General features: G+C 61.0%; 30 protein-coding genes and 2 tRNA genes. 13 read left to right on the top strand and 19 right to left on the bottom strand.

Features of this window, described 5'->3' with window-relative positions; all coding sequences use genetic code 11:
- Nucleotides 1–32: 32 nt before the first annotated feature.
- The 7 genes from Q1A32_RS14135 to Q1A32_RS14105 all read right to left on the bottom strand — a co-directional run bounded on the left by Q1A32_RS14135 (nt 33) and on the right by Q1A32_RS14105 (nt 5,538).
- The gene (locus Q1A32_RS14135) at nt 33–1,325 is read right to left on the bottom strand and encodes an O-acetylhomoserine aminocarboxypropyltransferase/cysteine synthase family protein (protein ID WP_299654354.1); all 1,293 of its coding nucleotides are present in this window, start codon (nt 1,323–1,325) and stop codon (nt 33–35) included.
- A 97-nt stretch (nt 1,326–1,422) separates the two neighbouring features.
- Nucleotides 1,423–1,851: a hypothetical protein gene (locus Q1A32_RS14130; RefSeq protein WP_299654351.1), complete on the bottom strand. Its 429-nt coding sequence runs from the start codon at nt 1,849–1,851 to the stop codon at nt 1,423–1,425.
- A gap of 133 nt (nt 1,852–1,984) precedes the next feature.
- Nucleotides 1,985–2,995 carry a hypothetical protein gene (locus Q1A32_RS14125; RefSeq protein WP_299654349.1) on the bottom strand — a complete coding sequence of 337 codons (1,011 nt, stop codon included), beginning with the start codon at nt 2,993–2,995 and terminating at the stop codon, nt 1,985–1,987.
- A 77-nt stretch (nt 2,996–3,072) separates the two neighbouring features.
- On the bottom strand, nt 3,073–3,336 hold the full coding sequence (locus tag Q1A32_RS14120) for a hypothetical protein (RefSeq protein WP_299654346.1): 264 nt from the start codon (nt 3,334–3,336) through the stop codon (nt 3,073–3,075).
- The gene (locus tag Q1A32_RS14115) at nt 3,333–4,100 is read right to left on the bottom strand and encodes a hypothetical protein (protein WP_299654343.1); all 768 of its coding nucleotides are present in this window, start codon (nt 4,098–4,100) and stop codon (nt 3,333–3,335) included. The genes Q1A32_RS14120 and Q1A32_RS14115 overlap by 4 nt, the downstream gene beginning before the upstream one ends.
- Complete coding sequence (locus Q1A32_RS14110) at nt 4,097–5,170, bottom strand: Rieske 2Fe-2S domain-containing protein (protein ID WP_299654340.1); 1,074 nt, start codon at nt 5,168–5,170, stop codon at nt 4,097–4,099. Before Q1A32_RS14110 ends, Q1A32_RS14115 begins: the two co-directional genes overlap by 4 nt.
- Nucleotides 5,167–5,538, bottom strand: a complete 372-nt coding sequence (locus Q1A32_RS14105) for a hypothetical protein (protein WP_299611902.1) — start codon at nt 5,536–5,538, stop codon at nt 5,167–5,169. Before Q1A32_RS14105 ends, Q1A32_RS14110 begins: the two co-directional genes overlap by 4 nt.
- 239 nt (nt 5,539–5,777) lie before the next feature.
- Here Q1A32_RS14105 and Q1A32_RS14100 point away from each other — a divergent pair, with 239 nt between their 5' ends.
- The 3 genes from Q1A32_RS14100 to Q1A32_RS14090 all read left to right on the top strand — a co-directional run bounded on the left by Q1A32_RS14100 (nt 5,778) and on the right by Q1A32_RS14090 (nt 8,877).
- On the top strand, nt 5,778–6,743 hold the full coding sequence (locus Q1A32_RS14100) for a glycine betaine ABC transporter substrate-binding protein (RefSeq protein WP_299654337.1): 966 nt from the start codon (nt 5,778–5,780) through the stop codon (nt 6,741–6,743).
- Nucleotides 6,744–6,818: 75 nt separating this feature from the next.
- Nucleotides 6,819–7,850, top strand: a complete 1,032-nt coding sequence (locus tag Q1A32_RS14095) for a proline/glycine betaine ABC transporter permease (protein WP_299654334.1) — start codon at nt 6,819–6,821, stop codon at nt 7,848–7,850.
- Nucleotide 7,851: 1 nt separating this feature from the next.
- Nucleotides 7,852–8,877, top strand: a complete 1,026-nt coding sequence (locus Q1A32_RS14090) for a glycine betaine/L-proline ABC transporter ATP-binding protein (RefSeq protein WP_299654331.1) — start codon at nt 7,852–7,854, stop codon at nt 8,875–8,877.
- A 19-nt stretch (nt 8,878–8,896) separates the two neighbouring features.
- Here the strand turns inward: Q1A32_RS14090 and Q1A32_RS14085 are convergent.
- Nucleotides 8,897–8,980 (bottom strand) — tRNA-Tyr (locus Q1A32_RS14085).
- 106 nt (nt 8,981–9,086) lie between these two features.
- Between Q1A32_RS14085 and rlmB the strand changes: the two genes are divergently transcribed.
- The 3 genes from rlmB to Q1A32_RS14070 all read left to right on the top strand — a co-directional run bounded on the left by rlmB (nt 9,087) and on the right by Q1A32_RS14070 (nt 10,861).
- A complete protein-coding gene (gene rlmB / locus Q1A32_RS14080) occupies nt 9,087–9,863 on the top strand; it encodes a 23S rRNA (guanosine(2251)-2'-O)-methyltransferase RlmB (RefSeq protein WP_299654328.1) in 777 nt (258 codons plus the stop codon).
- 137 nt (nt 9,864–10,000) lie between these two features.
- On the top strand, nt 10,001–10,165 hold the full coding sequence (locus tag Q1A32_RS24055) for a hypothetical protein (protein WP_366141232.1): 165 nt from the start codon (nt 10,001–10,003) through the stop codon (nt 10,163–10,165).
- A 222-nt stretch (nt 10,166–10,387) separates the two neighbouring features.
- On the top strand, nt 10,388–10,861 hold the full coding sequence (locus Q1A32_RS14070) for a CoA-binding protein (protein ID WP_299654325.1): 474 nt from the start codon (nt 10,388–10,390) through the stop codon (nt 10,859–10,861).
- 57 nt (nt 10,862–10,918) lie between these two features.
- Here the strand turns inward: Q1A32_RS14070 and Q1A32_RS14065 are convergent, their stop codons facing one another.
- A complete protein-coding gene (locus tag Q1A32_RS14065; protein ID WP_299611910.1) occupies nt 10,919–11,311 on the bottom strand; it encodes a DUF2147 domain-containing protein in 393 nt (130 codons plus the stop codon).
- Between the two features lie 130 nt (nt 11,312–11,441).
- On the opposite strand from Q1A32_RS14065, the gene hisA reads away from it, so the two are divergent.
- Nucleotides 11,442–12,161: a 1-(5-phosphoribosyl)-5-[(5-phosphoribosylamino)methylideneamino]imidazole-4-carboxamide isomerase gene (hisA, locus tag Q1A32_RS14060; RefSeq protein WP_299654322.1), complete on the top strand. Its 720-nt coding sequence runs from the start codon at nt 11,442–11,444 to the stop codon at nt 12,159–12,161.
- 3 nt (nt 12,162–12,164) lie between these two features.
- On the opposite strand, the gene Q1A32_RS14055 is transcribed toward hisA, so the two are convergent.
- A complete protein-coding gene (locus Q1A32_RS14055; protein WP_299654319.1) occupies nt 12,165–12,620 on the bottom strand; it encodes a DUF302 domain-containing protein in 456 nt (151 codons plus the stop codon).
- Between the two features lie 213 nt (nt 12,621–12,833).
- On the opposite strand from Q1A32_RS14055, the gene hisF reads away from it, so the two are divergent.
- Together hisF and Q1A32_RS14045 are read left to right on the top strand one after the other, a co-directional pair.
- Nucleotides 12,834–13,595 carry an imidazole glycerol phosphate synthase subunit HisF gene (gene hisF / locus Q1A32_RS14050; RefSeq protein WP_299654316.1) on the top strand — a complete coding sequence of 254 codons (762 nt, stop codon included), beginning with the start codon at nt 12,834–12,836 and terminating at the stop codon, nt 13,593–13,595.
- A gap of 24 nt (nt 13,596–13,619) precedes the next feature.
- Entirely contained in the window at nt 13,620–13,940 is a 321-nt protein-coding gene (locus Q1A32_RS14045) for a phosphoribosyl-ATP diphosphatase (protein WP_299654313.1), read from the top strand.
- A 263-nt stretch (nt 13,941–14,203) separates the two neighbouring features.
- Here Q1A32_RS14045 and hisH read toward each other — a convergent pair whose 3' ends face one another.
- Together hisH and hisB are read right to left on the bottom strand one after the other, a co-directional pair.
- Entirely contained in the window at nt 14,204–14,842 is a 639-nt protein-coding gene (hisH, locus tag Q1A32_RS14040) for an imidazole glycerol phosphate synthase subunit HisH (protein ID WP_299654310.1), read from the bottom strand.
- Entirely contained in the window at nt 14,839–15,426 is a 588-nt protein-coding gene (gene hisB / locus Q1A32_RS14035) for an imidazoleglycerol-phosphate dehydratase HisB (RefSeq protein ID WP_299654307.1), read from the bottom strand. Before hisB ends, hisH begins: the two co-directional genes overlap by 4 nt.
- Nucleotides 15,427–15,570: 144 nt before the next feature.
- On the opposite strand from hisB, the gene Q1A32_RS14030 reads away from it, so the two are divergent.
- Nucleotides 15,571–15,810, top strand: coding sequence for an Lrp/AsnC family transcriptional regulator (locus Q1A32_RS14030; RefSeq protein ID WP_147106378.1), 240 nt, complete (start codon nt 15,571–15,573; stop codon nt 15,808–15,810).
- On the opposite strand, the gene Q1A32_RS14025 is transcribed toward Q1A32_RS14030, so the two are convergent.
- The 3 genes from Q1A32_RS14025 to Q1A32_RS14015 form a co-directional block, all read right to left on the bottom strand.
- Nucleotides 15,807–16,754: an AraC family transcriptional regulator gene (locus Q1A32_RS14025; protein ID WP_299654298.1), complete on the bottom strand. Its 948-nt coding sequence runs from the start codon at nt 16,752–16,754 to the stop codon at nt 15,807–15,809. The genes Q1A32_RS14030 and Q1A32_RS14025 overlap by 4 nt on opposite strands.
- Nucleotides 16,755–16,874: 120 nt before the next feature.
- Nucleotides 16,875–17,801: an MBL fold metallo-hydrolase gene (locus Q1A32_RS14020; protein ID WP_299654295.1), complete on the bottom strand. Its 927-nt coding sequence runs from the start codon at nt 17,799–17,801 to the stop codon at nt 16,875–16,877.
- A gap of 211 nt (nt 17,802–18,012) precedes the next feature.
- Nucleotides 18,013–18,087 (bottom strand) — tRNA-Gly (locus Q1A32_RS14015).
- 119 nt (nt 18,088–18,206) lie between these two features.
- Between Q1A32_RS14015 and Q1A32_RS14010 the strand changes: the two genes are divergently transcribed.
- Together Q1A32_RS14010 and Q1A32_RS14005 are read left to right on the top strand one after the other, a co-directional pair.
- Nucleotides 18,207–18,590, top strand: coding sequence for a hypothetical protein (locus Q1A32_RS14010; protein WP_299654292.1), 384 nt, complete (start codon nt 18,207–18,209; stop codon nt 18,588–18,590).
- Between the two features lie 20 nt (nt 18,591–18,610).
- Nucleotides 18,611–18,742 (top strand): hypothetical protein, encoded by a 132-nt coding sequence (locus Q1A32_RS14005; protein ID WP_299611926.1) that lies wholly within the window; start codon nt 18,611–18,613, stop codon nt 18,740–18,742.
- Between the two features lie 69 nt (nt 18,743–18,811).
- Here the strand turns inward: Q1A32_RS14005 and Q1A32_RS14000 are convergent, their stop codons facing one another.
- Nucleotides 18,812–19,189, bottom strand: coding sequence for a VOC family protein (locus Q1A32_RS14000; RefSeq protein ID WP_299654289.1), 378 nt, complete (start codon nt 19,187–19,189; stop codon nt 18,812–18,814).
- 85 nt (nt 19,190–19,274) lie between these two features.
- Between Q1A32_RS14000 and Q1A32_RS13995 the strand changes: the two genes are divergently transcribed.
- The gene (locus Q1A32_RS13995) at nt 19,275–19,625 is read left to right on the top strand and encodes a nuclear transport factor 2 family protein (RefSeq protein WP_299654286.1); all 351 of its coding nucleotides are present in this window, start codon (nt 19,275–19,277) and stop codon (nt 19,623–19,625) included.
- Here Q1A32_RS13995 and Q1A32_RS13990 read toward each other — a convergent pair.
- From Q1A32_RS13990 to Q1A32_RS13980, 3 genes are all read right to left on the bottom strand, one after another.
- The gene (locus tag Q1A32_RS13990) at nt 19,622–20,770 is read right to left on the bottom strand and encodes an MFS transporter (protein WP_299654283.1); all 1,149 of its coding nucleotides are present in this window, start codon (nt 20,768–20,770) and stop codon (nt 19,622–19,624) included. The genes Q1A32_RS13995 and Q1A32_RS13990 overlap by 4 nt on opposite strands.
- A gap of 90 nt (nt 20,771–20,860) precedes the next feature.
- Nucleotides 20,861–21,538: a phosphotransferase enzyme family protein gene (locus Q1A32_RS13985; protein WP_299654281.1), complete on the bottom strand. Its 678-nt coding sequence runs from the start codon at nt 21,536–21,538 to the stop codon at nt 20,861–20,863.
- Nucleotides 21,535–24,981 carry a pyruvate carboxylase gene (locus Q1A32_RS13980; RefSeq protein ID WP_299654278.1) on the bottom strand — a complete coding sequence of 1,149 codons (3,447 nt, stop codon included), beginning with the start codon at nt 24,979–24,981 and terminating at the stop codon, nt 21,535–21,537. Before Q1A32_RS13980 ends, Q1A32_RS13985 begins: the two co-directional genes overlap by 4 nt.
- Nucleotides 24,982–25,096: the final 115 nt, after the last annotated feature.

Here is a 25,096-nt window from a genome sequence, read left to right as displayed (position 1 = left end):
GCGCGGGTGGATAGACCCGCGCCCCGGTTGTTTTAGCTGACCGCTTTGGTCAGGGCCTGGTCGAGATCGGCGATCAGGTCATCCGCGTCTTCGATGCCGATGGAGACCCGTACAACTTCCGGGGCGGCCCCTGCAGCACGTTGCTGTTCTGCTGTCAGTTGACGGTGCGTGGTGGACGCCGAGTGGATGATCAACGACCGCGCATCGCCCAGGTTCGCCACGTGACTGAAGATTTCCAGCGCGTTGACCAGTTTCACGCAGGCGTCATAACCGCCCTTGACCGCGAAGGTGAACAGGCCCCCCGCGCCGCGTGGGCAGATCGTTTTGACCCGGTCAAAATAGGGCGATGATTTGAGACCCGCATAGGTGACGTAATCCACCCGGTCATCCTTTTCGAGCCATTGGGCAATCTTGACCGCGTTTTCCACGTGCCGTTCCATCCGCAGCGACAGGGTTTCGGTGCCCATCAGTGTGTAATGCGCGGCCTGCGGGTTCATCGTCATGCCCAGATCGCGCAGGCCGATGGCAATGCCGTGGAAGGTGAAGGCAAGCGGACCGAATGTCTCGTGGAACTTGAGGCCGTGATACGCGGGCTCGGGCGCGCTGAGCGAGGGGAACTTGTCGTTGGCGGACCAGTCGAACGTGCCGCTGTCCACGACGCAGCCGCCTGTGACGGTGCCGTTGCCGGTCAGGTATTTGGTGGTCGAATGCACGACCAGCGTGGCCCCGTGTTCGATGGGACGGCAGAGATATGGCGTGGCCGACGTGTTGTCCACGATCAGCGGGATTTCAGCAGCATCCGCGATCTTCGCAATCGCATCCAGGTCGGTGATGTAGCCGCCGGGGTTCGCAATCGCTTCGCAGAACACGGCGCGGGTGTTGTCGTCGATGGCCGCCTTGACCGCGTCCAGATCGTCGAAGTCGACAAACGTCGCCTCCCATCCGAAGCGTTTGATGGTCTGGCTGAACTGCGTGACGGTGCCGCCGTAGAGGCGGGTGGAGACCACGACGTTCAGGCCCGGTGCCATCAGCGGGAACAACGCCATCAGCTGTGCAGCGTGCCCGGAAGAGCAGCACACGGCACCCACGCCACCCTCAAGCGTGGCAACGCGTTCCTGAAGCACGGCAACGGTCGGGTTTGTCAGGCGGGAATAGATGTAGCCCACCTCTTGCAGGTTGAAGAGGGCGGCGGCGTGCTCCGCATCACGGAACACATAGGCGGTTGTCTGGTAGATTGGCGTTTGCCGTGCGCCTGTCGCCGGATCGGGCCGCGCGCCTGCGTGGATTTGAAGGGTGTCAAAGCCGTATTTTGGGCCGTCGGTCATGTCAGTCTCCCACGTCCGGCGGAAAGCGCCGGGTCAATTACATCGCCGTCATGGTTAGGCAATGCGGCAAGCGTGGGCAAGGGCAGGCTGGTGCGCGTCAGGCGGATTGCAACAATGGCAAAGACTCGGACACTTCGGGGAAGGCCATGGACGTGTAATCCACCATTTCGATCTTGGGATGCAGCGCCATCTTGTCGTGGAATATGGCGTAACGAACCTGGCTTGTGCAGATCAGGTTGTCGGAGGCATCGAAGTGATCCCATTCCACCCAGAGGTTGGAATACCCCTTGTGCGGAATGCCGGTTGCGATGACGCGCGGCACGATCTTTTCGATGTCTGCATCATGGGCCGCCTTGCGGTACATGCCAAGCGCTTCAATCAGCGCCGTGGGTGCTCCGAACACCAGCAATTCGCCACGGGTATACAGAGGCAGGGGGTAGGTGACATGCTGGGCCAGATACTCCAGCCGATCGGTGCAAAAAGCGTGCGAAAGGGACGTCAGAAACTGCGTTAAGGACTGTGTCATCTCAGCGATCCGAATGTATGAAAAATGGTTTTATTGATTGGTCAAATAATAACCTGTCTTCCCCAAGGTAAGGGGAAAAACGACGCTACCCGTCTCAAAACGGCGCACAAAGGCACTGACGCCGCGTCACAAATCAGCGCATCCAGAACCCGTTGGACTTGATCCGGTTTCGGATGGCTTGTTCGCGCCGTGGCATGTCGTTCTGATCGAAAAGCGCGCGCACTTTTTCGCCGCGTCCCTGAAACACCATGCGCTTGATCGGGTCGTAACCCTTCAGGACTTTCTTGATCTTGTTGGGGGCTGCGACCTCTTCCAGCGTGTCGATGACCGCTTGGCTTTCGCGGGCATAGAGCAGCGGCAACAAGCGGTAGTGACAGGTCACGTCGCCATCAATGTGATCGTGCACCGCGCTGTCGCGCCCGCCGCCAAAGCTGTGAATGACAAGCGGCAGTGCCACCTGATCCAGCCATGGGTCGAGCGATTGGCACACCAGCGGCGCAGGTGGATCGTCACGGATCGCGAGCGCGTAATCGAGAAACCGTACGCCAAATTCATGCGGGCAGGGGCCAAAGAAGAAGCCCGCATTGAAATAAAGATACCGTTTCCAGTATTCATCAGGCTCCGACAGGTCGAGGCTGGAGGCGAAGTCCAGACCGAACTTGTCGTAAAGAGACTTCCAGATATCGGTGTAGCCCGGGCCGTAGAGTTCCAGCTGCGGCCATGTGCCTTCGCGCCGCAGCGATGCGGACGGGTACGCAAAATCAAACGGTACTGCGCCCAGATCACCCGTCACCAGCGTGTCGCTGTCAAAAAACACAAACGGCGCGCCCTTGGGCAGGGCGGTCAGCATCTCGATCTTGTTGCCATAGGGGTAGGCTTCGCCGAAATGCGCGCTGTCGAAGGGCACGATTTCCGCACCCATGGCGTTCAGCGTGTCGTGCAGGTCGCCCGGCATACGCGGGTCCTTGGTCCACAACGGGCCGGGCTGCGGCTCGGCGACCAGAATTCGGCCTGCAAAATCAGGGCTCTTGGCGCGCAGGGAGGCGACGAACAAAACGGCTTCGTATCCCAGCCGACCGGATTGCCCGACCAGCGCGATGTTGAACGTTGGGGGGACCGCTGCCGTTTTGGATGTGCGTGCCATGAGCCTGCCGATATGCGTTTTCGCCGTTTTGCGGCACTATACGCGGCAAACGAGTATCGCAAAAGCCCCGGATTGGGTCATTCGGGCGGCGGGTTCAGCAGATCATAGAGCTTCTGCAGGATCGTCAGGATCAGGAACGCGCCCACGGCCCAGATCACCAGCTCGAACGGGGCGAAATCCGTGCCGCGCAGCCATTGACCGACAAGCCCCCCTTGGGGGCGCAGCGTGTCGATGCCGAACAGCCCGTCACGCGGCCAGAGCCGCAGGTACCAAAAGCGTGAGACATAGAACAGAATGGCCGCAGCAAGGGCCGCGATGATCAGCCAGAACGCGCGTTTCATTCCGTTCCCTCGTCCGCAAGTGCAATCGTGTCGATGTCGATTTCCCAGATCAGCAGGTCACCGTGTTTGGTGATCTCGCCCTCGGCGGTGATGAACTGGGCCACGTAGTCATAGGCTTCGCGGGGCAGGCGGGTGCCGTCCGGGCCGATGACCAGCAGGAATTCCTCGCCCATAACCGGTTGGGTGGACACGAAAATCGGGGGCACATCGCCCAGCAGGCACAGGTTGGCGCAGGCCTTGTGGGCCAGCCCACGACCCGGCCGCATAGCCCCGGCAAGGCACTTGCCGTCGCAAATCTCACCCGTAAGCTGCCAGCGGCCCTGCGGTTCGGGGGTGATCTGGGGTGCGTCCCCTTCGGCGGCTTGCAGACCGTTTTGGCCGCCGCGCACCTGCATCATGTATAAATCGCCCCGCTCCAGCACGACACCGGACACCTGTGCCAGTTGCCCATTGAGCGGCATGGCCCGGCCGTCAACGCCTGCCTTGCCACCGGCTGTCATCATGAAGCTGTCGCCCGGCTTGATCCGGTCATTGCCCTCGACGACGTGGATCACGGGATAAGGTGTCATCTCGACCACGCCCGTCACGGTCTGGCGGCCATAATCAAAGCGGAACGCACCGGGGCCCGGATCATCCTGCGCGGCCCCCATCAGGAACCCCGCGCCGCCAAGGCCCGCAATCAGCAGGATGCAGATGGTCAGCAGAAAGGTACGCAAAGGACCGGGGGCGGGCAGATATCCGACAAAGAAGGGTTTGTCGCTCATGTCGTCACGCCTTCCTCGGGCAATTCGGGTTCAGGTTCGGGCAAGGGGACCGGTTCCACATAGGTGCCGGGCGGGTTGGCATCCGGGTGCACCTCGACCATGTCACCCATCACGCGCACGCGGTACGTGGGCACTTTTTCGGTGAATGGCGCGGGCGACCGGCCCGAGCGGACATCATACTGGAATCCGTGCCAAGGGCAGGTGACCAGACAGTCGATGATCTTGCCTTCACCCAAGGGGCCATTCTGGTGGGCGCAAGCGTTTGAAATGGCGCTCAGCTTACCCTCCATCAGGTAGACGGCCACGCGGTCTCCACTGGCGAGTTTCGCGATCTTGGCATAGCCTTCGCGGAAATCCCCCACACGCGCCACTTCGGCCCATGCGCCATCCTTGGCCGCGGCCTCGGCCCGGTCCGCCATCCAGGCGGCGATGTGCAGGACGATGACGGCGGCCGCACCGGCCATGAACATGACGGTAAAGACGTGGTTCTGCTGGTCCTGCAAAATGCCCAAGGACACATGTGCCGCAACCGAGAAATAGGCGGCATAAATCAAATAGTGCAGCCGCTTCCAGATGGGGGGCGTCAGGAATTTCAGCCAGAAGTCATGGCTGGTCGCAGCGAGGATCATCAGGCACACAAGCGCGAAAATCCCAAATATCTCAAAGGGAAAGCCCGCGATTTGCCCAAAGCTGCTGTTGGCATAAAGCAGGCCCACATATTTGTCAGAGCTGGAGAAGTTGAAGTACCAGTTCAGAATATAGCCCGAATGCGTGATCGCCACGAAGGTGGTCATCACCCCGAAATGGCGGCGATTATACAAGAGCGGCAGAAACCGCTTGTCCAGCCGCGCGGCGGGACCAATGCACAGGATCACCGTCAGCATCATGAAGGCACAGGCGCCAAAGGCGCGGGCGTTGTGGATCTGCGGGTTGATGGCGCGCTCGTGGCTCAGAACCTCGGGCGTGACATACAGAAACACCCACAGAAACGCGGCCACCGCCGCCAGCATCACGATATCATAGAGCCACTTGTTCGGGTTCCATTGGACGGGGATATATTTGACGCTCATTGGCCTGCCCCTTCGGTCAATTGCACGGGCGCAATGTCGGCGGGCCAGGTCTGGCGCACGCTCAGGCCCGTGATGACGATGACAACGATACCCACGCTCATCAGCACGACGGCCAGGCCGTAGGAGGCGCGCACCGGGCGATAACGGGCAGCCCACGCGGCACGCTCCGTCTCGATCTGCCACCAGCGCCACAGCACCAAGGGCCAGATCAAAAGCACGCCGGGGATCAGCAGGGGGCGAAAAATGTAGGCACCGCGCGCATCTTCGTCGATGCGGTCGATCCCGATCACAAGAAACACCAGCGCCACAACCGCGCCGATCATCCCCCATGTTTGCATTGCCATCACGAGGGCCTGTGCCACGTCCATGTGGTGTCTTCCTTGCGCCTGTTTGGTCGTTCCGGTCCGACTGTAACAAGCGGATGCAGGCGGACCCAAGTCAAAACTGTCAGTTTAGCCTGACACAGCGAAATTGTGATCATCCCGCACGGCGCAGACAACGGCGGGGCCGCGGCAGCCGCCCAGATTGGACTGTAAGTCTCCACCCGTTTGGGTCTATCACTTTCCCAGTATTCTGCGAAAATACCGCCAAAACAGGGAACAAACTCATGAAAAAACTCACATTTGCCGCCACTTTGCTGATGGGCACGTCCGTGGCGTCCCTCGCCGCCGCCGACTGCGGCGAGGTGTCGATCACCGAAATGGACTGGGCCTCTGCCGCCGTTGTGACCAACGTCGCCAAGTTCCTGCTGGAGCAGGGCTATGGCTGTTCCGTCACCGTTGTGCCCACCACCACCGTGCCTGCCATGGCATCCGTGGCCGAGACGGGCGAGCCGGACATCCTGACGGAGCTTTGGACCAGCTATACCGAGGTCTACGAAGAGCTGCGCGATGAGGGCAAACTGGTGGAGATGTCCAAGGTCCTGTCCGATGGCGGGGTCGAGGCGTGGTGGATCCCCGACTATCTGGCCGAAGCGCATCCCGAGCTGAAAACGCTTGAAGGCATCAAGGCCAACCCCGAACTGGTTGGTGGCCGTTTCCACGATTGCCCGTCGGGCTGGGGCTGCGACATCACCAACCACAACAACTTCAAGGCCGCAGGACTGGCAGATTCGGGTGTCGAACGGTTCCAGCACGGCTCGGGCGAAACCCTCGCCACAGCCATCGCCGCCGCGTACGAGGCCAAGGAGCCTTGGTTCGGTTACTACTGGGCGCCGACATCCGTCCTGGGCAAATACCCGATGGTTCAGGTCGAAATGCCCGCCTATGACGAAAGCACCCACACCTGCAACGGACTGGAAGACTGCGCCACACCGGGCCTGTCGTCATATCCGGTGTCGAACGTGGTGACAGCGGCGACACAAACCTTTGTCGATCGTGAACCCGATGCGGCGGCGCTGATGGGCAACCTCACCTTCACCAATGCCCAGATGGGCGAAGTGCTGGCCTGGCAAGAAGCCAACGAGGCGTCGAACGAAGAGGCGGCGGTTTATTTCCTGACAACCTACAAGGATGTCTGGGGCAGCTGGCTCAACGACGAAGCGCGCGGCAACCTGTCGGCACTGCTGCAATAATCGAACTGCGCCGGGGGACCACTCCGGCGCATCTCGCCCCGCAGGGCGCAAGATCAAGAAACGTGAGGGGACGATATGGCAGCCTATGACGGCGTGTTCGATACGCTGGGCCTGCGCGACTGGTGCGACGAGGGCAAGGAAGACGCACCTGTCTCCATGGCGCAGCTTTTGGCCCAAACCGGCGGCGATGACGCCTCCGAGGCTGGCGGCCTCCCATTTCCGTCGCTCGATGTCCTGCACGAGGCGTGCGGACGCATCGGCCAGACGCGCGACCTGACCGCAGGGCTTGAGGAAGGGTTTCTGGCCATCCGGTCCGAGCTGAAATTCGTGCTCGACCCGATCACGCAACCGCTGTCATGGATGCTGGACGCAGCACTTTGGCTCTTTGAAAGCGCGCCGTGGTTCATCATGATCCCGGCGCTTTTGCTGCTGACCTACTGGGTCAGCCGGTCGAAGTCCGTGACCGGTTTTGTCGCCGCTGTCCTGCTGTTTTTCGGTTTCATCGACCATTTCGGCGTGGCGATGCAGACACTGGCCATCGTGTTTGTCTGCACCGGTCTGTCGGTCGTGTTGGGCGTGCCCATCGGCATCGGCATGTCGAAGTCCGACACCGCACAACGCACCATCGTGCCCATCCTCGACCTGCTGCAGACGTTGCCCACATTCGTCTATCTGATCCCACTCATTTTCCTGTTTTCCGTCACGGAATCAAAGCTTTACGGTATCGCCATCATCCTCTACGCCGTGGTGCCGGTGATCCGACTGACGGATCTTGGTATTCGCCTTGTCGACCGCGACGTGATTGAGGCAGCCAACGCCTTTGGCCTGACCGCATGGCAGAAACTCAGCCGGGTGGAACTGCCCTTGGCGCTGCCCAACATCATGGCCGGTGTGAACCAGACCATCATGATGAGCCTTGCGATGGTGGTGATCGCATCGCTGGTCTCCGCCCCCGGTCTTGGTGTTCTGGTTCTGCGCGGCATCCGCAATCTTGAGCTTGGGGTGGGCCTTGTCGCGGGCCTTGGCATCGTCCTGCTGGCCGTAATCCTTGACCGTGTGTCCAAGGCGGCACTCGCCCGCGTCGACACTGGCCGCAAGGAGCGTTGAGATGACCGCCAAAGTTTCCTTGCGCGGCCTCTATAAAATCTTCGGGCCCGAGGACGCCGCCATGGTGCCAAAGGTTCAGGCAGGCATGGACAAGGCCACGCTGCTGGAACAGCACAAACACGTGCTGGGCCTGCAGGACATCAATGTCGACATGGCAGCCGGAGAGATCACGGTCATCATGGGCCTGTCCGGCTCCGGCAAGTCCACGCTGATCCGCCACCTCAACCGGTTGATCGACCCGTCGGCAGGCGAAATCCTCGTGGACGGGCAGGATGTGATGAAGCTGGGCGAGGGCGCGTTGCGCGACCTGAGGCGCAAGCAGATGTCGATGGTGTTCCAGAAATTCGCGCTGCTGCCGCACAACACCGTGCTGGAAAATGCGCAATTGCCGCTCAGCGTGCAGGGTGCCGACAAGGCCACCTGCGACCGCGAAGGGCGCAAATGGCTGGCGCGTGTGGGTCTCGAAGGGTTCGAGGACCGCTACCCCGCGCAACTTTCCGGCGGCATGCAGCAACGTGTCGGCATCGCCCGTGCGCTCACCGCCAACACCGACATCATGCTGATGGACGAGGCATTCTCGGCCCTTGACCCGCTGATCCGCACCGACATGCAGAACCTGCTTCTGGAGTTGCAAAAGGAACTGCACAAAACCATCGTCTTCATCACCCACGATCTGGATGAGGCGCTGAAACTGGCCGATCACCTCGTGATTCTCAAGGACGGCGCGGTCGTGCAACAGGGCGAGCCGCAGGGCATTTTGCTCTCGCCTTCAGACCCTTACATCGAAGACTTCGTCAGCGACATCAACCGCGCCCGCGTGCTGCGGGTCAGGTCCGTGATGGGGCCACTGACGCATGACAGCTTCGACGGAGAGGTGGAGGCGTCCAGCAATCTCGAAGACATGATTGCCCTGACAGGCGGCGACACCAATCACATCTACAAGGTGGTCGATAACGGAGAAATCGTCGGCCAGCTCGACATGAAGGATCTGGTCAAAGCACTCGTGCCACGCGTGTCGGGTCACTAACTCGGTCTGGAAGAGAAAGTGGTGGGCGACCCTGGAATCGAACCAGGCGTGCGTCTCCGCGAGGGAGTTACAGTCCCCTGCCACACCTTGCGGCCTGTCGCCCACTGCGCCATTAGGGCCTGAACCCCGGTTGGCGTGAGCGCGTGATTACCGGGACGCATATCAGGGGTCAAGGCACAAAATCCTCGGCCAGCACCAAAGGTGAAAAGATGAAAAAACCCAAATGGGTTGTCCAAAAGGAACAGGCGAAAAAGGCGGATGCGGCGCAGACGGTCTGGCTCTTTGGGCTGCATGCCGTCCGTGACGCGCTGCTGAACCCGCGCCGCGAAAAACTGCACCTGATGGTGACGCTGAATGCGCAGAACAAACTGGCTGAGGCGATTGAACAGGCGGGCATCACCCCCGAGGTGATCGACCCGCGCAAATTCAAGCCACCGATTGACCCCGGCTCGGTCCACCAAGGGGCGGCGTTGGAGGTCAAACCGCTGGATTGGGGCAGCCTCGCGGACGTGGCCATCGGGGCCGACGCGCCCCGGCTGATCCTGCTGGACCGCGTCACGGACCCGCACAATGTGGGGGCCATCCTGCGCTCGGCCGAGGTGCTGGGCGCGTCTGCGGTTATTGGCACGCGCCACCACGCGGCACCCGAAACCGGCGCACTGGCGAAAACCGCCTCCGGTGCGCTGGAACGGCAGCCTTACGTGCGCGTCCGAAACCTTGCCGACGCCATCGTGGAATTGCAGGGCATGGGCTACACTGTGCTGGGCCTCGACGGTGAGGCCGACCAGACGATTGAGGCTACGCTACATGGTCAAAAGGACCGCCCCGTGGCGCTGGTGCTGGGGGCCGAAGGGCCCGGCTTGCGCCAGAAAACCCGCGAAACCTGTGATGCGCTGGTGAAAATCGACGCAGCGGGCGGGTTTGGGTCCCTCAACGTCTCAAATGCGGCCGCAATCGCATTATATGCCTCCAAGGACCACGAATAACGGAGGCGACCATCGCCCACCCTACGAAAATCGCCACCTGCTGCTATTGCGGGACCCGCGCCGCACTTGTTCTTCAGGGGCGCGAACGGCACGAGCTGGCCTGTTCGACCTGCGGCGCGCCGCTGCATGATCTCAAGATGTTGCCGCGCAAGAAGTCCGGCGACCGTGAACTTGTGCGCCCATCGGCGGTCCGTCACCGGCCCAAGCCAAAACCCGCCAAGAAAAAATACAAGAAGCGCAAGTCGCGCTGGAAAGACATGTTTGAGGACGCCTTTGATATCATTGAAGATATCTTTGACTGAACGCCACGGGTGCCAAAAAGCAGGACATCCGGCGCTTAAGAGTTCGTTCACAGATTTGCGAGAGGCTCTTTTACAGAGCTCAGATCACCATATCTGAAGAAGTGAACCGCAGGCCTGGAACTCCTGCAGGTTAATTCACTGTCCCTCGTTCCGTACCTTTGCGCCCCTTTCGCTTTGCGATCGGGGCGCTTTTTTGTGACGATGGCCGGGCAGGGGGGCAGCATGATCGAAACCTATTCCGACGCGCATCTTCGACAGGTGCTGAAATCCACAAAAACCGTGGCGGTCGTGGGCGTGTCCACCAACCCCGTGCGGCCCAGCTATTACGTGGCGCGCTACCTCGCGCTCAAAGGATACACGGTGATCCCGGTGAACCCGGTCTATGCGGGCGAGATGCTGTTTGGCCAAAGGATTGTGGCCGGGTTCGACGACATCGACGCAGCTGTGGACATGGTCGACATCTTCCGCCGCTCCGACGCCGTGCCCGAGATCGTAGAGGCGGCCATGGCACAGATCCCCACGCTCGAAACCATCTGGATGCAGATCGGCGTGGAACACCCGGATGCGGCGGCCAAAGCGCGGGGCGCAGGGCTGACCGTGATCCAGAACCGCTGCCCCAAGATCGAATATCAGCGCCTGTTTGGTGAGTTGCGCATGGGGGGCTTCAACACCGGCATCATCTCATCGAAGCTGTAAGGCGCTCAAAGGCCCGCGCCGATGTGGCGCGGAACCAGTTCCACGTGCCTGGCGGGCTCAGTTCACGCGCGTCCAGGTGCCGCCATCGCGGCAAATACCCAACACGCAACCAGACACGGCGAGCCTGTTGCCATTCAACTGCATCTTGGAATTGTAGGTCTTGTCACGATCCGGCGAATACACTTTGCCGCCGGCGTACGCACCGCCGCCCTTGGCTTCCATGTCCCAGATAATCTTCCGACCCGTGTTGGCGGTTTCAAGTGGCGCACCGCTTGAATCAAAGGACTTGATCAGCGTGCCACACACCTTGCCGGAACAATCCGTGACCTTGATGTGCCCGTAGTTGCCATTGTCGTCCGCCGCAGTCTGCCACGTGCCGTGCACTGGTTCTGCAAGGGCCATCCCGGCGCTTGCGACGGCCACACATGCCGCTGCAATTAGATATTTCATGAGTGTCTCCTCCGTAATGCGAGAGACTGTGAGCCATCACGCCGCGCCAAGGCAAGAATGACCTTGGGTCGCGTTGCGAATCTCATGAGGCCGTGCAAGGACGCAGGTCGACAATAAAAGGGCCGAAATCATGATCCTCTATCCCGCCATCGACCTCAAAGACGGGCAGGCCGTGCGGCTTGTGCACGGGGATATGGACAAGGCCACCGTGTTCAACGATGACCCGGCGGCCCAGGCGCGTGCTTTCGTGGATGCAGGCTGCGAGTGGCTTCACCTCGTCGATCTCAACGGCGCATTTGCAGGCGCACCGGTGAACGCCGCCCCGGTCGAGGCGATCCTGAAATCCTGCAAAGTTCCTGCGCAGCTGGGTGGCGGCATCCGCGACATGGCCACAATCGAGACGTGGCTGTCCAAAGGTCTCCAACGCGTCATCCTCGGCACGGTGGCGGTCGAAAACCCCGACCTCGTGCGCGCAGCGGCCAAAGCCTTCCCGGGCCACGTGGCCGTCGGCATCGACGCAAGAAACGGCAAGGTTGCCACCAAGGGCTGGGCGACCGAAACGGATGTGGACGCCACCGATCTCGCCAAATCCTTTGAAGACGCAGGCGTGGCGGCCATCGTCTACACGGACATCAACCGAGACGGCGCAATGGGCGGGCCGAACATCCCCGCCACACAGGCGTTGGCCGAAGCGGTGGACATCCCCGTGATCGCCAGCGGCGGCGTGTCATCGCTGGATGATCTGACAGCGCTCAAGGCCACAGGCGTAATCTCTGGCGCCATCTCAGGCCGCGCACTCTATGACGGAGCGATTGATCTGAGCGCCGCCTTGGCAGCGCTCAAGAGTTAGGCGTTACTGCGCAGCACCATCGGTGAACTTGCCAAGCGCACCCGTCATGGTCTGGACATAAGCCGCGTCGTCGGCAATGCCGCCCAGTTTGCCCAGCATCTCGGCAGGGGCCTCATAGGCGATCAAGGTCTTGCCGGTCTCGTCTTCGAAAACGGCCACTTTCATCGGCAGAAACAACGCAGCGGTCCGGTCATCCAGCATGGCTTGGGTGCCCAGCTTGGGATTGCCAAAGATCAAAAGCTGCGAGGCACCGATGTCTTCGCCCACGCCTTGCGCCCCGGCGCCATGATCGACACGGGCAAAGATGGTCAGCCCCGCGCCTTCAAGGGCGCTCTGCAGCGCATCCATGGTCTCGACCACACCCTTTGCAGACTCCTTACGGATAATTCCATTGTCACCTGCCATCGCAGTTCCCGCCATAAAAACGCTCATCACCAGAGCCATCAAAATTCGCATCATGCGTCTCCCTCATTTCAATATTCCAAACCTGTCACAGGTTCGACCATACGCCATGCACCTTTCCGTGATGGGCAGAAATCCCCTTCATCTTGCAAGATAAACTCCGGGGGAGACCGCAGGCCGGGGGCGGAGCCCCCTAAAAGCCAGCAATCCGGCCGCAGGCCGGGGGCGGAGCCCCTTTCCCCGCCCCAAAATCCGCGCTACCAGAGCCCCATGTTGAAAACCCGCATCATCCCCTGCCTTGATGTTGCCGATGGCCGCGTGGTCAAGGGCGTGAATTTCGTCGACCTGATCGACGCAGGCGACCCGGTGGCTGCAGCGCGCGCCTATGACGCCGCCGGCGCGGACGAGCTGTGTTTTCTCGACATCCACGCCACCCATGAGAACCGCGGCACCATGTTCGATCTGGTGCAGCGCACGGCGGAACAGTGCTTTATCCCGCTCACCGTTGGCGGCGGTGTCCGGACGGTGGCGGATGTGCGCGCGCTCCTGCTCGCGGGGGCGGACAAGGTGTCTTTCAACTCGGCGGCTGTGGCTGACCCGGATGTGTTGACACGGGCGGCGGACCAGTTCGGCAGCCAATGCATCGTCTGCGCCATCGATGCAAAAACAGTCAGCACCGGCAAATGGGAAATCTTCACCCATGGCGGGCGCAAACCCACCGGCATTGACGCCGTGGAATTTGCCCGGACCGCCGCGGCCAAAGGGGCAGGGGAGATTCTGCTGACCTCCATGGACCGCGACGGCACACGCGCGGGCTTCAACCTGCCGCTCACCCGCGCCATCTCGGACGCGGTTTCGATCCCGGTGATCGCATCGGGGGGCGTCGGCACGCTGGACCACCTCGTTGACGGCGTGACCGAAGGCGGCGCGTCTGCCGTGCTCGCGGCGTCGATCTTCCACTTCGGCGACTACACAATTGCGCAAGCCAAGGCGCATATGGCCGCCGCTGGCATCCCGATGAGGCTGACATGACGCACGCGATTCTGGGCAAGCGCTATGACGCTTGACGATCTCTTCGCCACGATCGAGGCCCGCAAGGGCGCCGACCCCGACAGCTCATGGACCGCCAAACTGCTGGCCAAGGGTCCCGAAAAATGCGCCGAGAAATTCGGCGAGGAAGCCATTGAGGCCATCATCGAAGCGGTGAAGAACGACAAGGCCGCACTCACTTCCGAAGCGGCAGATGTGCTCTACCACCTCATGGTCATGCTCGCATCGCGTGACGTCAGCCTCAGCGATGTGATGATCGAACTTAGCCGCCGCCAGGGCACTTCCGGCCTTGCAGAAAAAGCCGCCCGCCCGCCGTCCGGCACATAGTTATACCGCATAACCAAATTTCTTCTTCTGGCTCCAAATATCCCGGGGGTTTGGGGGCTGGCCCCCATTCACACATGAATCGCGTCGCGAAGCGGCCTTTGGATCACCGCCCGTTGCGTTAACCCCCAAACATCCGCTCGTTGGGGGTGCACAGGGGGTGTACGCATGGTGCACGGGGGGTGACACCCTGTTTTTGGCGTCAATCTCCATGAAAACAAGGTAAACGCAGGCCCCGACTCACCCCATGACACCCAAACCGTATGTCACGGCGCCCAGGTCAGAAAATTCCGGATTAACCGCAGCCCCACATCCTGACTTTTCTCCGGATGGAACTGCATGCCCAGCATCGTGTCCCGGCCCACCACAGCCGTGACATCGCCGCCGTAGTCCACATGCGCCAACCGCATCGCAGGGTCCGCCACCTCGAAATGGTAGGAGTGCACGAAGTATGTGTGATCACCCGTGGACACACCTTCAAAGACAGCGTGGTCTGTGTCCAGAACCAGATCGTTCCAACCCATATGCGGCACCTTCAAGGACGGATCAGAGGGGTCAATGTGCACCACCTCCCCATCCACCCAACCAAGGCCCGGCGTGTCGGAATACTCCCGCCCCCACGCGGCCATCAACTGCATGCCCACACAGATACCCAGAAAGGGTCTGCCTTTGTTTTCAACGGCTTCCACAAGGGCGTCATAGACACCCGACCCACGCAGCGCCGCGGCACAGGCCGGAAACGCCCCGTCGCCAGGCAGCACAATCCGGTCCGCCTTGGCCACCACATCCGCGTCTGACGATACTACTACGGTGCCCGCATCCGCCTCGCGCGCCATCCGCTCGAACGCCTTTTCCGCCGAGTGCAGATTGCCGCTTTCATAGTCGATCAGAACCGTGAGGCTCATAAGCTGCCCTTGGTCGAAGGGATCGCATCTGCCACGCGCGCGTCCACCTCCAACGCGATCCGCAATGCGCGGGCCACGGCCTTGAAGGCTGCTTCGGCAATGTGGTGGCTGTTGAGCCCGTGCAGCATGTCCACGTGCAGCGTAATGCCGCCATGGGTGCTGAGCGCCTGAAAGAATTCGCGGACAAGCTCGGTGTCAAAGGTGCCGATCTTGGATGTCGGCAGGTCCACATTCCACACCAGAAACGGCCGCCCCGACAGGTCCAGCGCAGCGCGCACAAGGGCGTCGTCCATAGGCAGCAGGCAGGACCCGTAGCGCTGGATTCCCTTTTTGTTTCCAACGGCTTCGCTGAGAGCCTGACCAATCGCGATGCCCACATCCTCAACCGTGTGGTGGTCGTCAATGTGCAGGTCCCCCTTGCACCGCACCCTCATGTCGATCAGCGCGTGCCGGGCCAATTGGTCCAGCATGTGATCAAAGAATCCCACGCCCGTTTCGTTGTCATACTGACCGGTGCCATCCAGATCGAGCGTCACCGAAATGTCGGTCTCTGCCGTGGTGCGGGTAAGGGTGCTGCTGCGCATCGCGCGCCTCCTGCCAAAGCCATGTTGCGCCTTCTATAGGCGGGCAGGGCAGTGCCGCCAAGGGGCGGGCCGTCATGCTTGCCCCCACCTGTGCAGACGTGCCACTAACGGGTGCAGATCACCGCAGCAAAAGGCCCATGCCCCATGACAACTTGCGTCTTCATCCAGATCCGCTGCCGCCCCGGATCGACCTACAAGGTCGCCGAAGAGATCGCGCTGCGCGAAATCCATTCCGAACTGTATTCGACATCCGGTGACTATGACTTGCTGATGAAGGTCTACATTCCCGAAGGACAGGATGTGGGCAAGTACATCAATGACGAACTTTTGGACATCGAAGGGATCGAGCGGTCTCTGACAACCATGACGTTCAAGGTTTTCTAGCCAAAAACAACGCTGCGCTCACGCCGCCGCTCGGATTGGAATCGCTTGGGCGGAACACCGACCAACTTTTTGAAAACAGTCGAAAAATGGGCCTGAGTGCCAAAGCCGCAAATCAGCGCAACCTGGACCAGAGGCGTGTTGGTGGTAAGCAACAGGGTCTGCGCATGCTCGATGCGTTTTTGGGTGACATAGGCATGCGGCGACATGCCAGTGGCGGCGCGAAAGACCCGGGCGAAATGGTGTTGCGACAGACAGGCAACCTGCGCCAGATCGGGCATCGCGATCACCTCGCCTAAATGCGCCTCTATATAGTCGACAACCCGTTTAAGGCGGGCGGGGTCCAGAGGTTTGGTGCCCGAGACCTTGACCCTCGTTTTTGATCGCTCGTCGGCATGGGCGACCAGTCGCCCCATCATCGTCAGCAGCAAGCCGTCGGCCTGCAGTGCGGCGCCCTTGCTGTCTTGCACACTTGCGCTCCAGATCTGTTCCATCATGTGATCGAGGGCCGGGTCAACCAGTTGCGTATTCAGGATTGGATCCAGGAGGTTGGACACCGCCTCTCCCGTATTCGTTTCCAGAAGGTCGCTCACATAGTCATGCGGTATGGCCAGCAACGAGATGTCGTGCTTGCCGTCGCTTTCCCAGTCGGCGATGGCATTGGGCGGTGCCACGTAAAAACTGCCCGGCACGGTGGACAGGGATTTGACCCCGTCGCCACAATCGACCGTGTTGTGGGTCATCCCACTGCGCGACAACGACCGCAGAACGAGCTGCGGCACCGAGGGGTCTGTCGTGGCATGCGCATTTTGCTGCGCCTTGATCATCGAAAATCGCGGTGTTCCGATCTGACGCGCATCCTGCGGAAAGTCCGCATAAAGCGAGCCGTACAAGGCATCATAGGATCCATCGGACGCGGGAACAGGCAATGAAAAAGCTGAGTGCACCGGCAATTGACCTTCTGTTTGATGTCATCAGCGCGCGCACCACGCCAAGGTTCAGTAACACCAAGTATGTCAATTTAAGTTGACACTTTCTTTCATATTGTTGCGGGGGAGGCAGAGAAGTTAAGACGCGTAAATCTTTTCGGCGTGGTAGCCGCCGCGGGGATGTGCATCCAGCTTGTGCGCGCCGCCATGGATGAGGTGCGTGGCGGCAAACATCAACCCGTCCGTCATGATGCGGTCGAACATGACCGTTCGGGTCGCGGCGGCAAGGTCTGGATCATCATCCAGCACGTACCGGATGTCAGGTTGAGCAAATTGCAGCGGGCCGGAAATCAACACATCGCCCAGCAAAAGCAGGCTGTTTGCGCCCGACGACACATGAACGACCTGGTGGCCGGGCGTGTGGCCGGGAGCGGATTCGAGCCAGACACCGGAACCAAGATCACCGTTTGGGCGATGCACGGCGATGCGGTAGGCCATTTGATCCATCAGACCGGCGATCAAGTTGGCAAGCGGTCGCTGGGCAGGGGCCACAAGCTGGGCGCGTTCGGGCGCGGCCCAATACCGCCATTCGACTTCGCAAAGATGAAGCATGGCATTCGGGTAGCGCGAGATGCCACCCTGCATCAGACCTCCGATGTGATCTGCATGCATGTGAGTGATGATGATGTCGGTGATCTGGTCAGGTGACACACCGGCATGGGCCAGAGCCGCAGGCAGGTGACCTGTCTGCGGGTACTTGCCCCTGAGTGTTTCGCCAGACCCGGTATCGACCAGCATGCGGCGGTTCCCGGTCTCGATCAGCCACGCATTCGCGCCGACTAATTGTGTTTGGGTCGAAGTTGCCTCCGGCTGCGGGGAGAAGGCAGCCGGAGGCAATTCGAAGTGACCGTCGGACAGAGCGGTCACTGAGATGTCACCAATGCGAAGGCGCTTGGATATTGCTGAGCTGGCGCTTTGGGGGGCAAAGCCTGCCAGTGCCGTCGCGCCAAGTCCGAAGCCAAAGCTTCGGCGGGACACCAGGTGCGACGTTTGGGATTCAGACAACATTAGGACCTTCCGGACATCTTTGGAGGTTATCCAAGCCTCGGGGGGGACGCTGTGAGGTTGGTAACTGTAAATTAAGTTAGACAGATGCCGGTTCGCGATCTTTCACAATCCTGCGTCTGTTTTGTGATATGTCGCGGGCTCAATGCACTGAAACAAAAAAAGACCGCCGGTTCGGCGGTCTTATTTGCACTCCCGTTCGGGAGGATGTTGGAGCGGGCGAGGCGATTCGAACGCCCGACCCTAACCTTGGCAAGGTTATGCTCTACCCCTGAGCTACGCCCGCTTCCTTGGGTGAGGCGTGAGATACTTACACCGGCCCGACCCTGCAAGTGGAAAATGGTGCGTATTGCAAAAAATTTGTGTCTGCGCGACGGATTGTCCATGTGCATCCGTAGAAGAGATATGAGCCACCACTCGCGTTTTCTGTTGTCTGCATTTGCCGTGGTCTGGATGTGCATTCCGGCGCTTCCAGCCATGGCACATGATGGCCCGCATGGTCCCGACATTTTGATCGAGGTCGAGCGGGCCACCGTATCAGACAAGCAGGTCGACTTGCGCCTGACCCTGACAGGATTGGGTGGCCCGGTGGTTTTGCACGGCGTTCACGCCAGCGGGGCATCTGGCCACCTGAGAACCCCTGTCAGCATCAGCTTCGCCGAAGACGTAGGCGTTGACGCGGTCCTGTCCTTTGCCTCTGATCCGCCGGAGGTCTTTACGTTGATGTTGGATTTTGGGACCGCGGGCATAAGCGAAATAACGGTCATTCCAGACGACGAGCTGCACTAGGCAACAAAGAGGGCATCGACATGCACATCACTCTGTCCACCGCGAAAACCATTACTCTGGCCTTTGCCATCGTTGTTGGCTGCGTCGCCTCGGGCGAAGCGCTGCCTTTCGTGCCGCTGGAGTCTATCTTCGAAGCAGCCTTGGCACACTAGCGTTTGAACGGATGGCCGCGCGGGTGTTGCCTCAAACACCGAGGGCAACAGACGCTCAGTTGCGCCAAGTCAGGTCCGCTGGATCAGATCCCAGCGATTGCCAAACGGGTCACGAAAGACGGCAACCGTGCCATATGGCTCGTGGCGCGGCTCTTCTTCGAAGGTCACGCCACGGGACAACAGATGCGCATGATCGCGCGCAAAGTCGTCGGTGTGAAGAAACAGCCAGACCCGACCACCCCCCTGTTCCCCGATCGCGGCCACCTGCTCAGGTCCGTCGGCACGTGCCAGAATGATTGACGTCTGAGCACCCGGCGCGCGCACTTCCACCCAGCGCTTGCGCCCCTGATCGATGTCGGCCACCACCTCGAAGCCCAGCGTATGACAGAAAAATGCGATACCTGCGTTGTAGTCAGGCACCAGAATCGTGAAAGACATGATGTGCATGTGTGCACCTTATCTGCGTGACAACGCGTGATTAAAACAGCCGCGCTTTGCATACCTGTAGGTGAGCTAAACAAGGAGACACCAGATGTCTATTCGAGAGAACGTACAAGCCGTCATCGACGGCACTCTGCGCGGCGAAATCCTTGAAACGTTCGAGGAATATTATGCTGACGACGTGGTGATGAGCGAGAACGGGGTCGAGGATCGTGTCGGCAAGGATGCAAACCGAGCCTTTGAGGAACAGTTCGTCGCCAATGTGACGTTTCATGGCGCCAGCGTTGGCCGCGTGGTGGTGGATGGCGATCAAGCGGCCGTGGAATGGGTTTTCGACATGACCCCCACGGGTGGCGAACGGATCACCCAGCGGCAGGTCGCTTTCCAGACCTGGAAGGACGGCAAGGTTGTCCGCGAAGTGTTCTACTACAACAAGGGTTAGTTTGACGGGCGGCGCACGGCGTAGGCCAGTACGATGATCAAGCCAGCCAGCGCCGCCAACACCCCAAAGCCCAGCCGCAATGATGTGGCATGGGCAATAAATCCGATCACAGGTGGCCCGAGGAGCAGTCCGCCATAGCCCAATGTCGCCACGCTTGCGATGGCCGACCCCGGTGGCAGGTGCGGGTCGCGTGCGGCGCGCGAAAAGGCCAGCGGCATGATCACCGCATAGCCCACGCCCATGAATACAAAGCCCAGCAACGCCATGCCGTAGCTGGCGAAACCAACCGCAAACAACGTGCCAATTGTTGCAAAAACGCCTGCAAGCCGGGCTGTCTTGACGGGCCCGAGGCGGTAGGTGACCTGATCACCCAGCAGCCGGGTCACGACCATTGCAACCGAGAAGATCGTGTATCCAAGGGCTGCGCGTGCGCCGTCGACTTGCGCAATGTCGACAAGGAACAGGGCGCTCCAGTCAACCATCGCGCCTTCGCCCATGGACGAGCAAAAGGCGATCAGCCCCACAGCGATCAGCGGACCGCGTGGAAAGGGAAAGAGAGGAGGCTTTGCACCGCTGCCTTGTTTTTGGGATGCCCACGGAACACGGGCAAGCATCATGGTCAAAACCAGAATGATCGCCGCGCCGATGATGAAATGCGGTGCAATGCCGATCTCCATCCGCTCCGCCGCATAGCCTGATGCCGCACCCAGGCCCGCGCCAAGGCTGAACATTGCATGAAAGGATGACATGACCGGGCGTGCAATATGCGCCTCAGCCTCGCCTGCCCAGGTGTTCATCGCAACATCCATGGCCCCGTGCGTGGCCCCAAAGGCGAACAAGGCCAACGCGAGCCACGCAACCGATGGGGCCAGCCCGATCAAGCAAAGCGCCACCGCATAGGCGACGGCAATGGCCAATGTAACAGGTGCCGCACCCCGGGCGTCTGCGACCCTGCCGGCCAGCGGGAAGGCGGCAATCGCACCGCCTGCCAGAAGCAGCAGCAAAAGACCAAGATCCGCCTTGTCCAGCCCATGCAGTTGCGCGGCAGCCGGAATGCGGGACGCCCACATGCCGTAAAGTGCGCCGTTCAGTACAAACATGGCCGAGACGGCCAACCATGTGGCGCGGTTGCTGGGGGTGGGCATAGGCAAGTCCTGACCAAAGGGATGTGCCCGCACGTTTTCCATTTCACCTGCCGCTTGCAAGCGACAAACGGGCCTTACCGTTGCCGCGTTTCAGTCTGTAAACAATTGTGCAACCCGGCGCGCATGTGATGGCTCGATCTGCCACGAACAGGCGACTTCCCATGCCAGCGTTGCAGCCGGGCTTGGGGCGTCCGACCATGCGGCCGTATCAAAGACAGGTGCATCGCGCCGGGCTTCGTCCCAATCCACCAATGTGACCGTGCCATCTGCTGCCGTGAGGATGTTTGCCGCGTTGAGATCGCCGTGCACGATGGTGCTGTCGCGGCCAACGGATACCCACGCAGCCCGCAAGCGGGTAACAAGGTCTTCGAGCATCGCATCAAGGTCCACGTCTCCGCCCTTGGTGCAGGTCAGCAGGTCATGTGCACTTGCAAAGCCGTCCCGCTGAGGCAGGTTAGACGCCGACACGTGGAAACGGGTCATGCGATCCGCAATATGGACAGGCGACGTTGGGCGGCCGGGGCAAAAAGGCTCACAGGTCCATCCTTCAACGACAAAACTGCCATCATGGGACCGCATCGGAACAGGTACGTTCAAGCCTGATTCAAGCGCATGCTTTGCCACCGGCAGCAGCCAGGCAATCGCGGCCTCTGACCGCCGGGTGGTTTTGAGTACGTGGTTGCCCACGCGCAGCACGGTGTTTCGATGGCCGCCGGGCAGGGGTACGGGCGAACCCGTCAAACCCCATGCGCCCAGCGGTGGGGTCACTCCAACTCGACCAGCAAGTCCTTGGCGTCGATCTGGCCACCGGGTGCGACGTGCACGGCCTTGACCACCGCATCGCGTTCGGCATGGATGCCGGTTTCCATCTTCATCGCTTCGATGGTCAAAAGCAGGTCACCTTCGCAGACCTCCTGACCGGGCGTGACACCAACGCTCGCAACGACACCGGGCATCGGCGCGCCGATATGGCTTGTGTTGCCATCCTCTGCCTTCGGGCGCGACACGGTCTGCGATTTGACCAGACGGTTGGGCACCCGGATTGTACGAGGTTGGCCGTTGAGTTCAAAGAACACGCGCACTTCACCGTCCTCGTTCGTCTCACCCACGGCCTGCAGGCGAATTTCAAGGGTCTTGCCCGGGTCGATCTCGGCCGTGATTTCGTTGCCGGGCTTCATGCCGTAGAAGAACGTCTTGGTCGGCAAAGAGCGGACCGGGCCATAGGTGCGGTGACGGCCCATGTAATCAAGGAAGACCTTCGGATACATCAGGTAGCCTGACAGGTCCTCGTCATCGATGTCCTTGCCTTCAAGCTGGTCGGACAGATCGGTGCGGGTCGCTTCCAGATCAACCGGCGGCACGTCGGCGCCGGGGCGCGTTGTGTTTGGCGCTTCGCCTTTCAGGATCTTGGCTTGGATGTCGTGGGGGAAGCCACCCGGAGGCTGGCCCAGATTGCCGCGCATCATGTCCACGACGCTGTCGGGGAAGGCCACGTCTTTGGCGGGGTCTTCGACCTCTGCGCGGCTCAGGTTCTGGCTGACCATCATCAGGGCCATGTCGCCGACCACCTTGGACGATGGGGTCACCTTCACGATGTCGCCGAACATCTGGTTCACATCCGCATAGGTGCGGGCGACCTCGGGCCAGCGTTCTTCGAGACCCAGAGAGCGCGCCTGCGCCTTGAGGTTGGTGAATTGCCCGCCGGGCATTTCGTGCAGGTACACCTCGGAACTTGGCGCCTGCATGCCCGATTCAAATGCCGCGTAGTGGGCGCGGACCGCATCCCAATAGTCCGAGATGTCGCGCACGGCATTGATGTCGAGGCCGGTGTCGCGGTCGGTGTGTTGCAGCGCTTCGACCACGGTGCCGAGAGTTGCTTGGGACGTGTTGCCCGACAGCGCGTCCATGGCGCAATCGACAGCGTCCACGCCCGCTTCGGACGCAGCGAGGATGGTGGCCACGGCCGAGCCTGCGGTGTCGTGGGTGTGGAAGTGGATGGGCAGGCCCACCTCTTGTTTCAGCGCGCGGATCAGTTGGGTGGCGGCGGCGGGTTTCAAGAGGCCCGCCATGTCCTTGAGGCCGAGGATATGGGCGCCTGCGTCTTTCAACTGGTTGCCCATGTCCACGTAGTATTTCAGGTCATATTTGGCCCGGTCCGGGTCCATGATGTCGCCAGTGTAGCAGACCGTGCCTTCGCAGATCTTGTTCTGCTCCTGCACCGCATCCATGGCGACGCGCATGTTTTCCACCCAGTTCAGGCTGTCGAACACGCGGAACACGTCGACGCCGCTGGAGGCGGCCACGCGTACAAATTCCTGCACCACGTTGTCGGGATAGTTGGTGTAGCCAACCCCGTTGGCCCCGCGCAAAAGCATCTGGGTCATCAGGTTCGGCATCCGCTCGCGCAGGTCGCGCAGGCGCTGCCATGGGCATTCCTGTAGGAACCGGTAGGCCACGTCGAATGTCGCACCGCCCCAGCATTCCATCGAGAAGAGCTGTGGCAGGTTTGCGGCGTAGGCCGGTGCCACCTTGATCATGTCATAGCTGCGCATGCGGGTGGCCAGCAGCGATTGGTGCCCGTCGCGCATGGTGGTGTCGGTGATCAGCAGTTGTTGCTGCTGCTTCATCCAGTCGGCGACGGCCTGCGGGCCCTTTTGCTCCAGCAGATTACGGGTGCCCATCTGGTGTGACGGGTCGGCCTGCAGCTGCGGCGGTTTCGGGTCCTTGATGTCGGTGCGGGGACGGGGGCGGTCCTTGACCTCCGGGTGGCCGTTTACGGTGATGTCCGCGATATAGGTCAGCACCTTGGTGCCGCGGTCGCGGCGGCGCTTGAACTGGAACAGGTCCGGCGTCTCGTCGATGAACTTGGTGGTGTATTCGTTGTTCAGAAAGGTTGGGTGCTTCAACAGGTTCTCGACAAAGGCGATGTTGGTGCTGACACCACGGATGCGGAATTCGCGCAGGGCGCGGTCCATGCGGGCGATGGCGATCTCGGGTGTGGGGCCCTTGGACGTCACCTTGGTCAGCAGGCTGTCGTAGTAACGGGTGATGACGCCGCCCGCATAGGCCGTGCCGCCGTCCAGACGGATGCCCATGCCGGTGGCCGAGCGGTAGGCGGTGATGCGGCCATAGTCGGGGATGAAGTTGTTTTGCGGGTCTTCCGTGGTGACGCGGGTTTGCAGGGCGTGGCCGGTCAGGACGATGTCGTCCTGCGTGGGCTTGCCGGTGGCTTCGGCAATGGTTTTGCCCTCTGCAATCAGGATTTGCGCGCGGACGATGTCGATGCCCGTGACTTCTTCGGTGACGGTGTGTTCGACCTGCACGCGGGGGTTCACTTCGATGAAGTAGAACTTGGACGTTTCCATATCCATCAGGAACTCGACCGTGCCTGCGCATTCGTAGTTCACGTGTTTGCAGATCTTGTAGCCGAGGTCGCAGATTTCGGTGCGCTGGGCGTTGGTCAGGTAGGGGGCGGGGGCGCGTTCCACGACCTTCTGATTACGGCGCTGGACCGAGCAATCCCGCTCGAACAGGTGGTACATGCCGCCATGCTTGTCACCGAGGATTTGCACCTCGACGTGGCGGGCGCGGGTGATCATCTTTTCCAGATACCCCTCGCCATTGCCAAAGGCGGCTTCGGCCTCGCGGCGGCCTTCGAGGACTTTCTCCTCGACCTCATCCTCGCCCATGATCGGGCGCATGCCGCGCCCGCCGCCGCCCCAGGACGCCTTGAGCATCAGGGGGTAGCCGACCTCCTTGGCCTCTTTCTTGATGGCCTTCATGTCGTCGCCCAGCACTTCGGTGGCCGGGATGACGGGGACGCCCGCCTCGACCGCGACACGGCGGGCGCTGGCCTTGTCGCCAAGGGCGCGCATGGTCTCAGATTTGGGGCCGATGAAGGTGATGCCGTTTTTTTCGCAGGCATCCACGAAGTCGGGGTTTTCGGACAAGAGGCCATAGCCCGGGTGGATGGCGTCCGCGCCACTTTCGCGGGCGACCCGGATCATTTCGTCAATGCTCAGATAGGCAGCAACGGGTCCCAGCCCCTCGCCGATGCGGTAGGCCTCGTCCGCCTTGAAGCGGTGCAGGCCCAGCTTGTCTTCCTCGGCAAAGACGGCGACGGTCTTTTTGCCCATCTCATTGGCTGCGCGCATGATGCGGATGGCGATCTCACCCCGGTTTGCGATGAGAATTTTCTTGAAATCGGGCATGTAAGCTCCCCCCCGGGGCGGTATTTTGCAGTCGCAGCATCCTTTATGATGTTTACGTCACGCAAACAATACGTGGTTGTGGGTATGCAGGGGCAGTGCGCATCAAGATGCGCCT

The sequence above is a fragment of the uncultured Tateyamaria sp. genome, from assembly GCF_947503415.1.
Classification (GTDB): Bacteria; Pseudomonadota; Alphaproteobacteria; order Rhodobacterales; family Rhodobacteraceae; genus Tateyamaria.
This window is presented reverse-complemented; position numbering and strand designations above follow the sequence as displayed.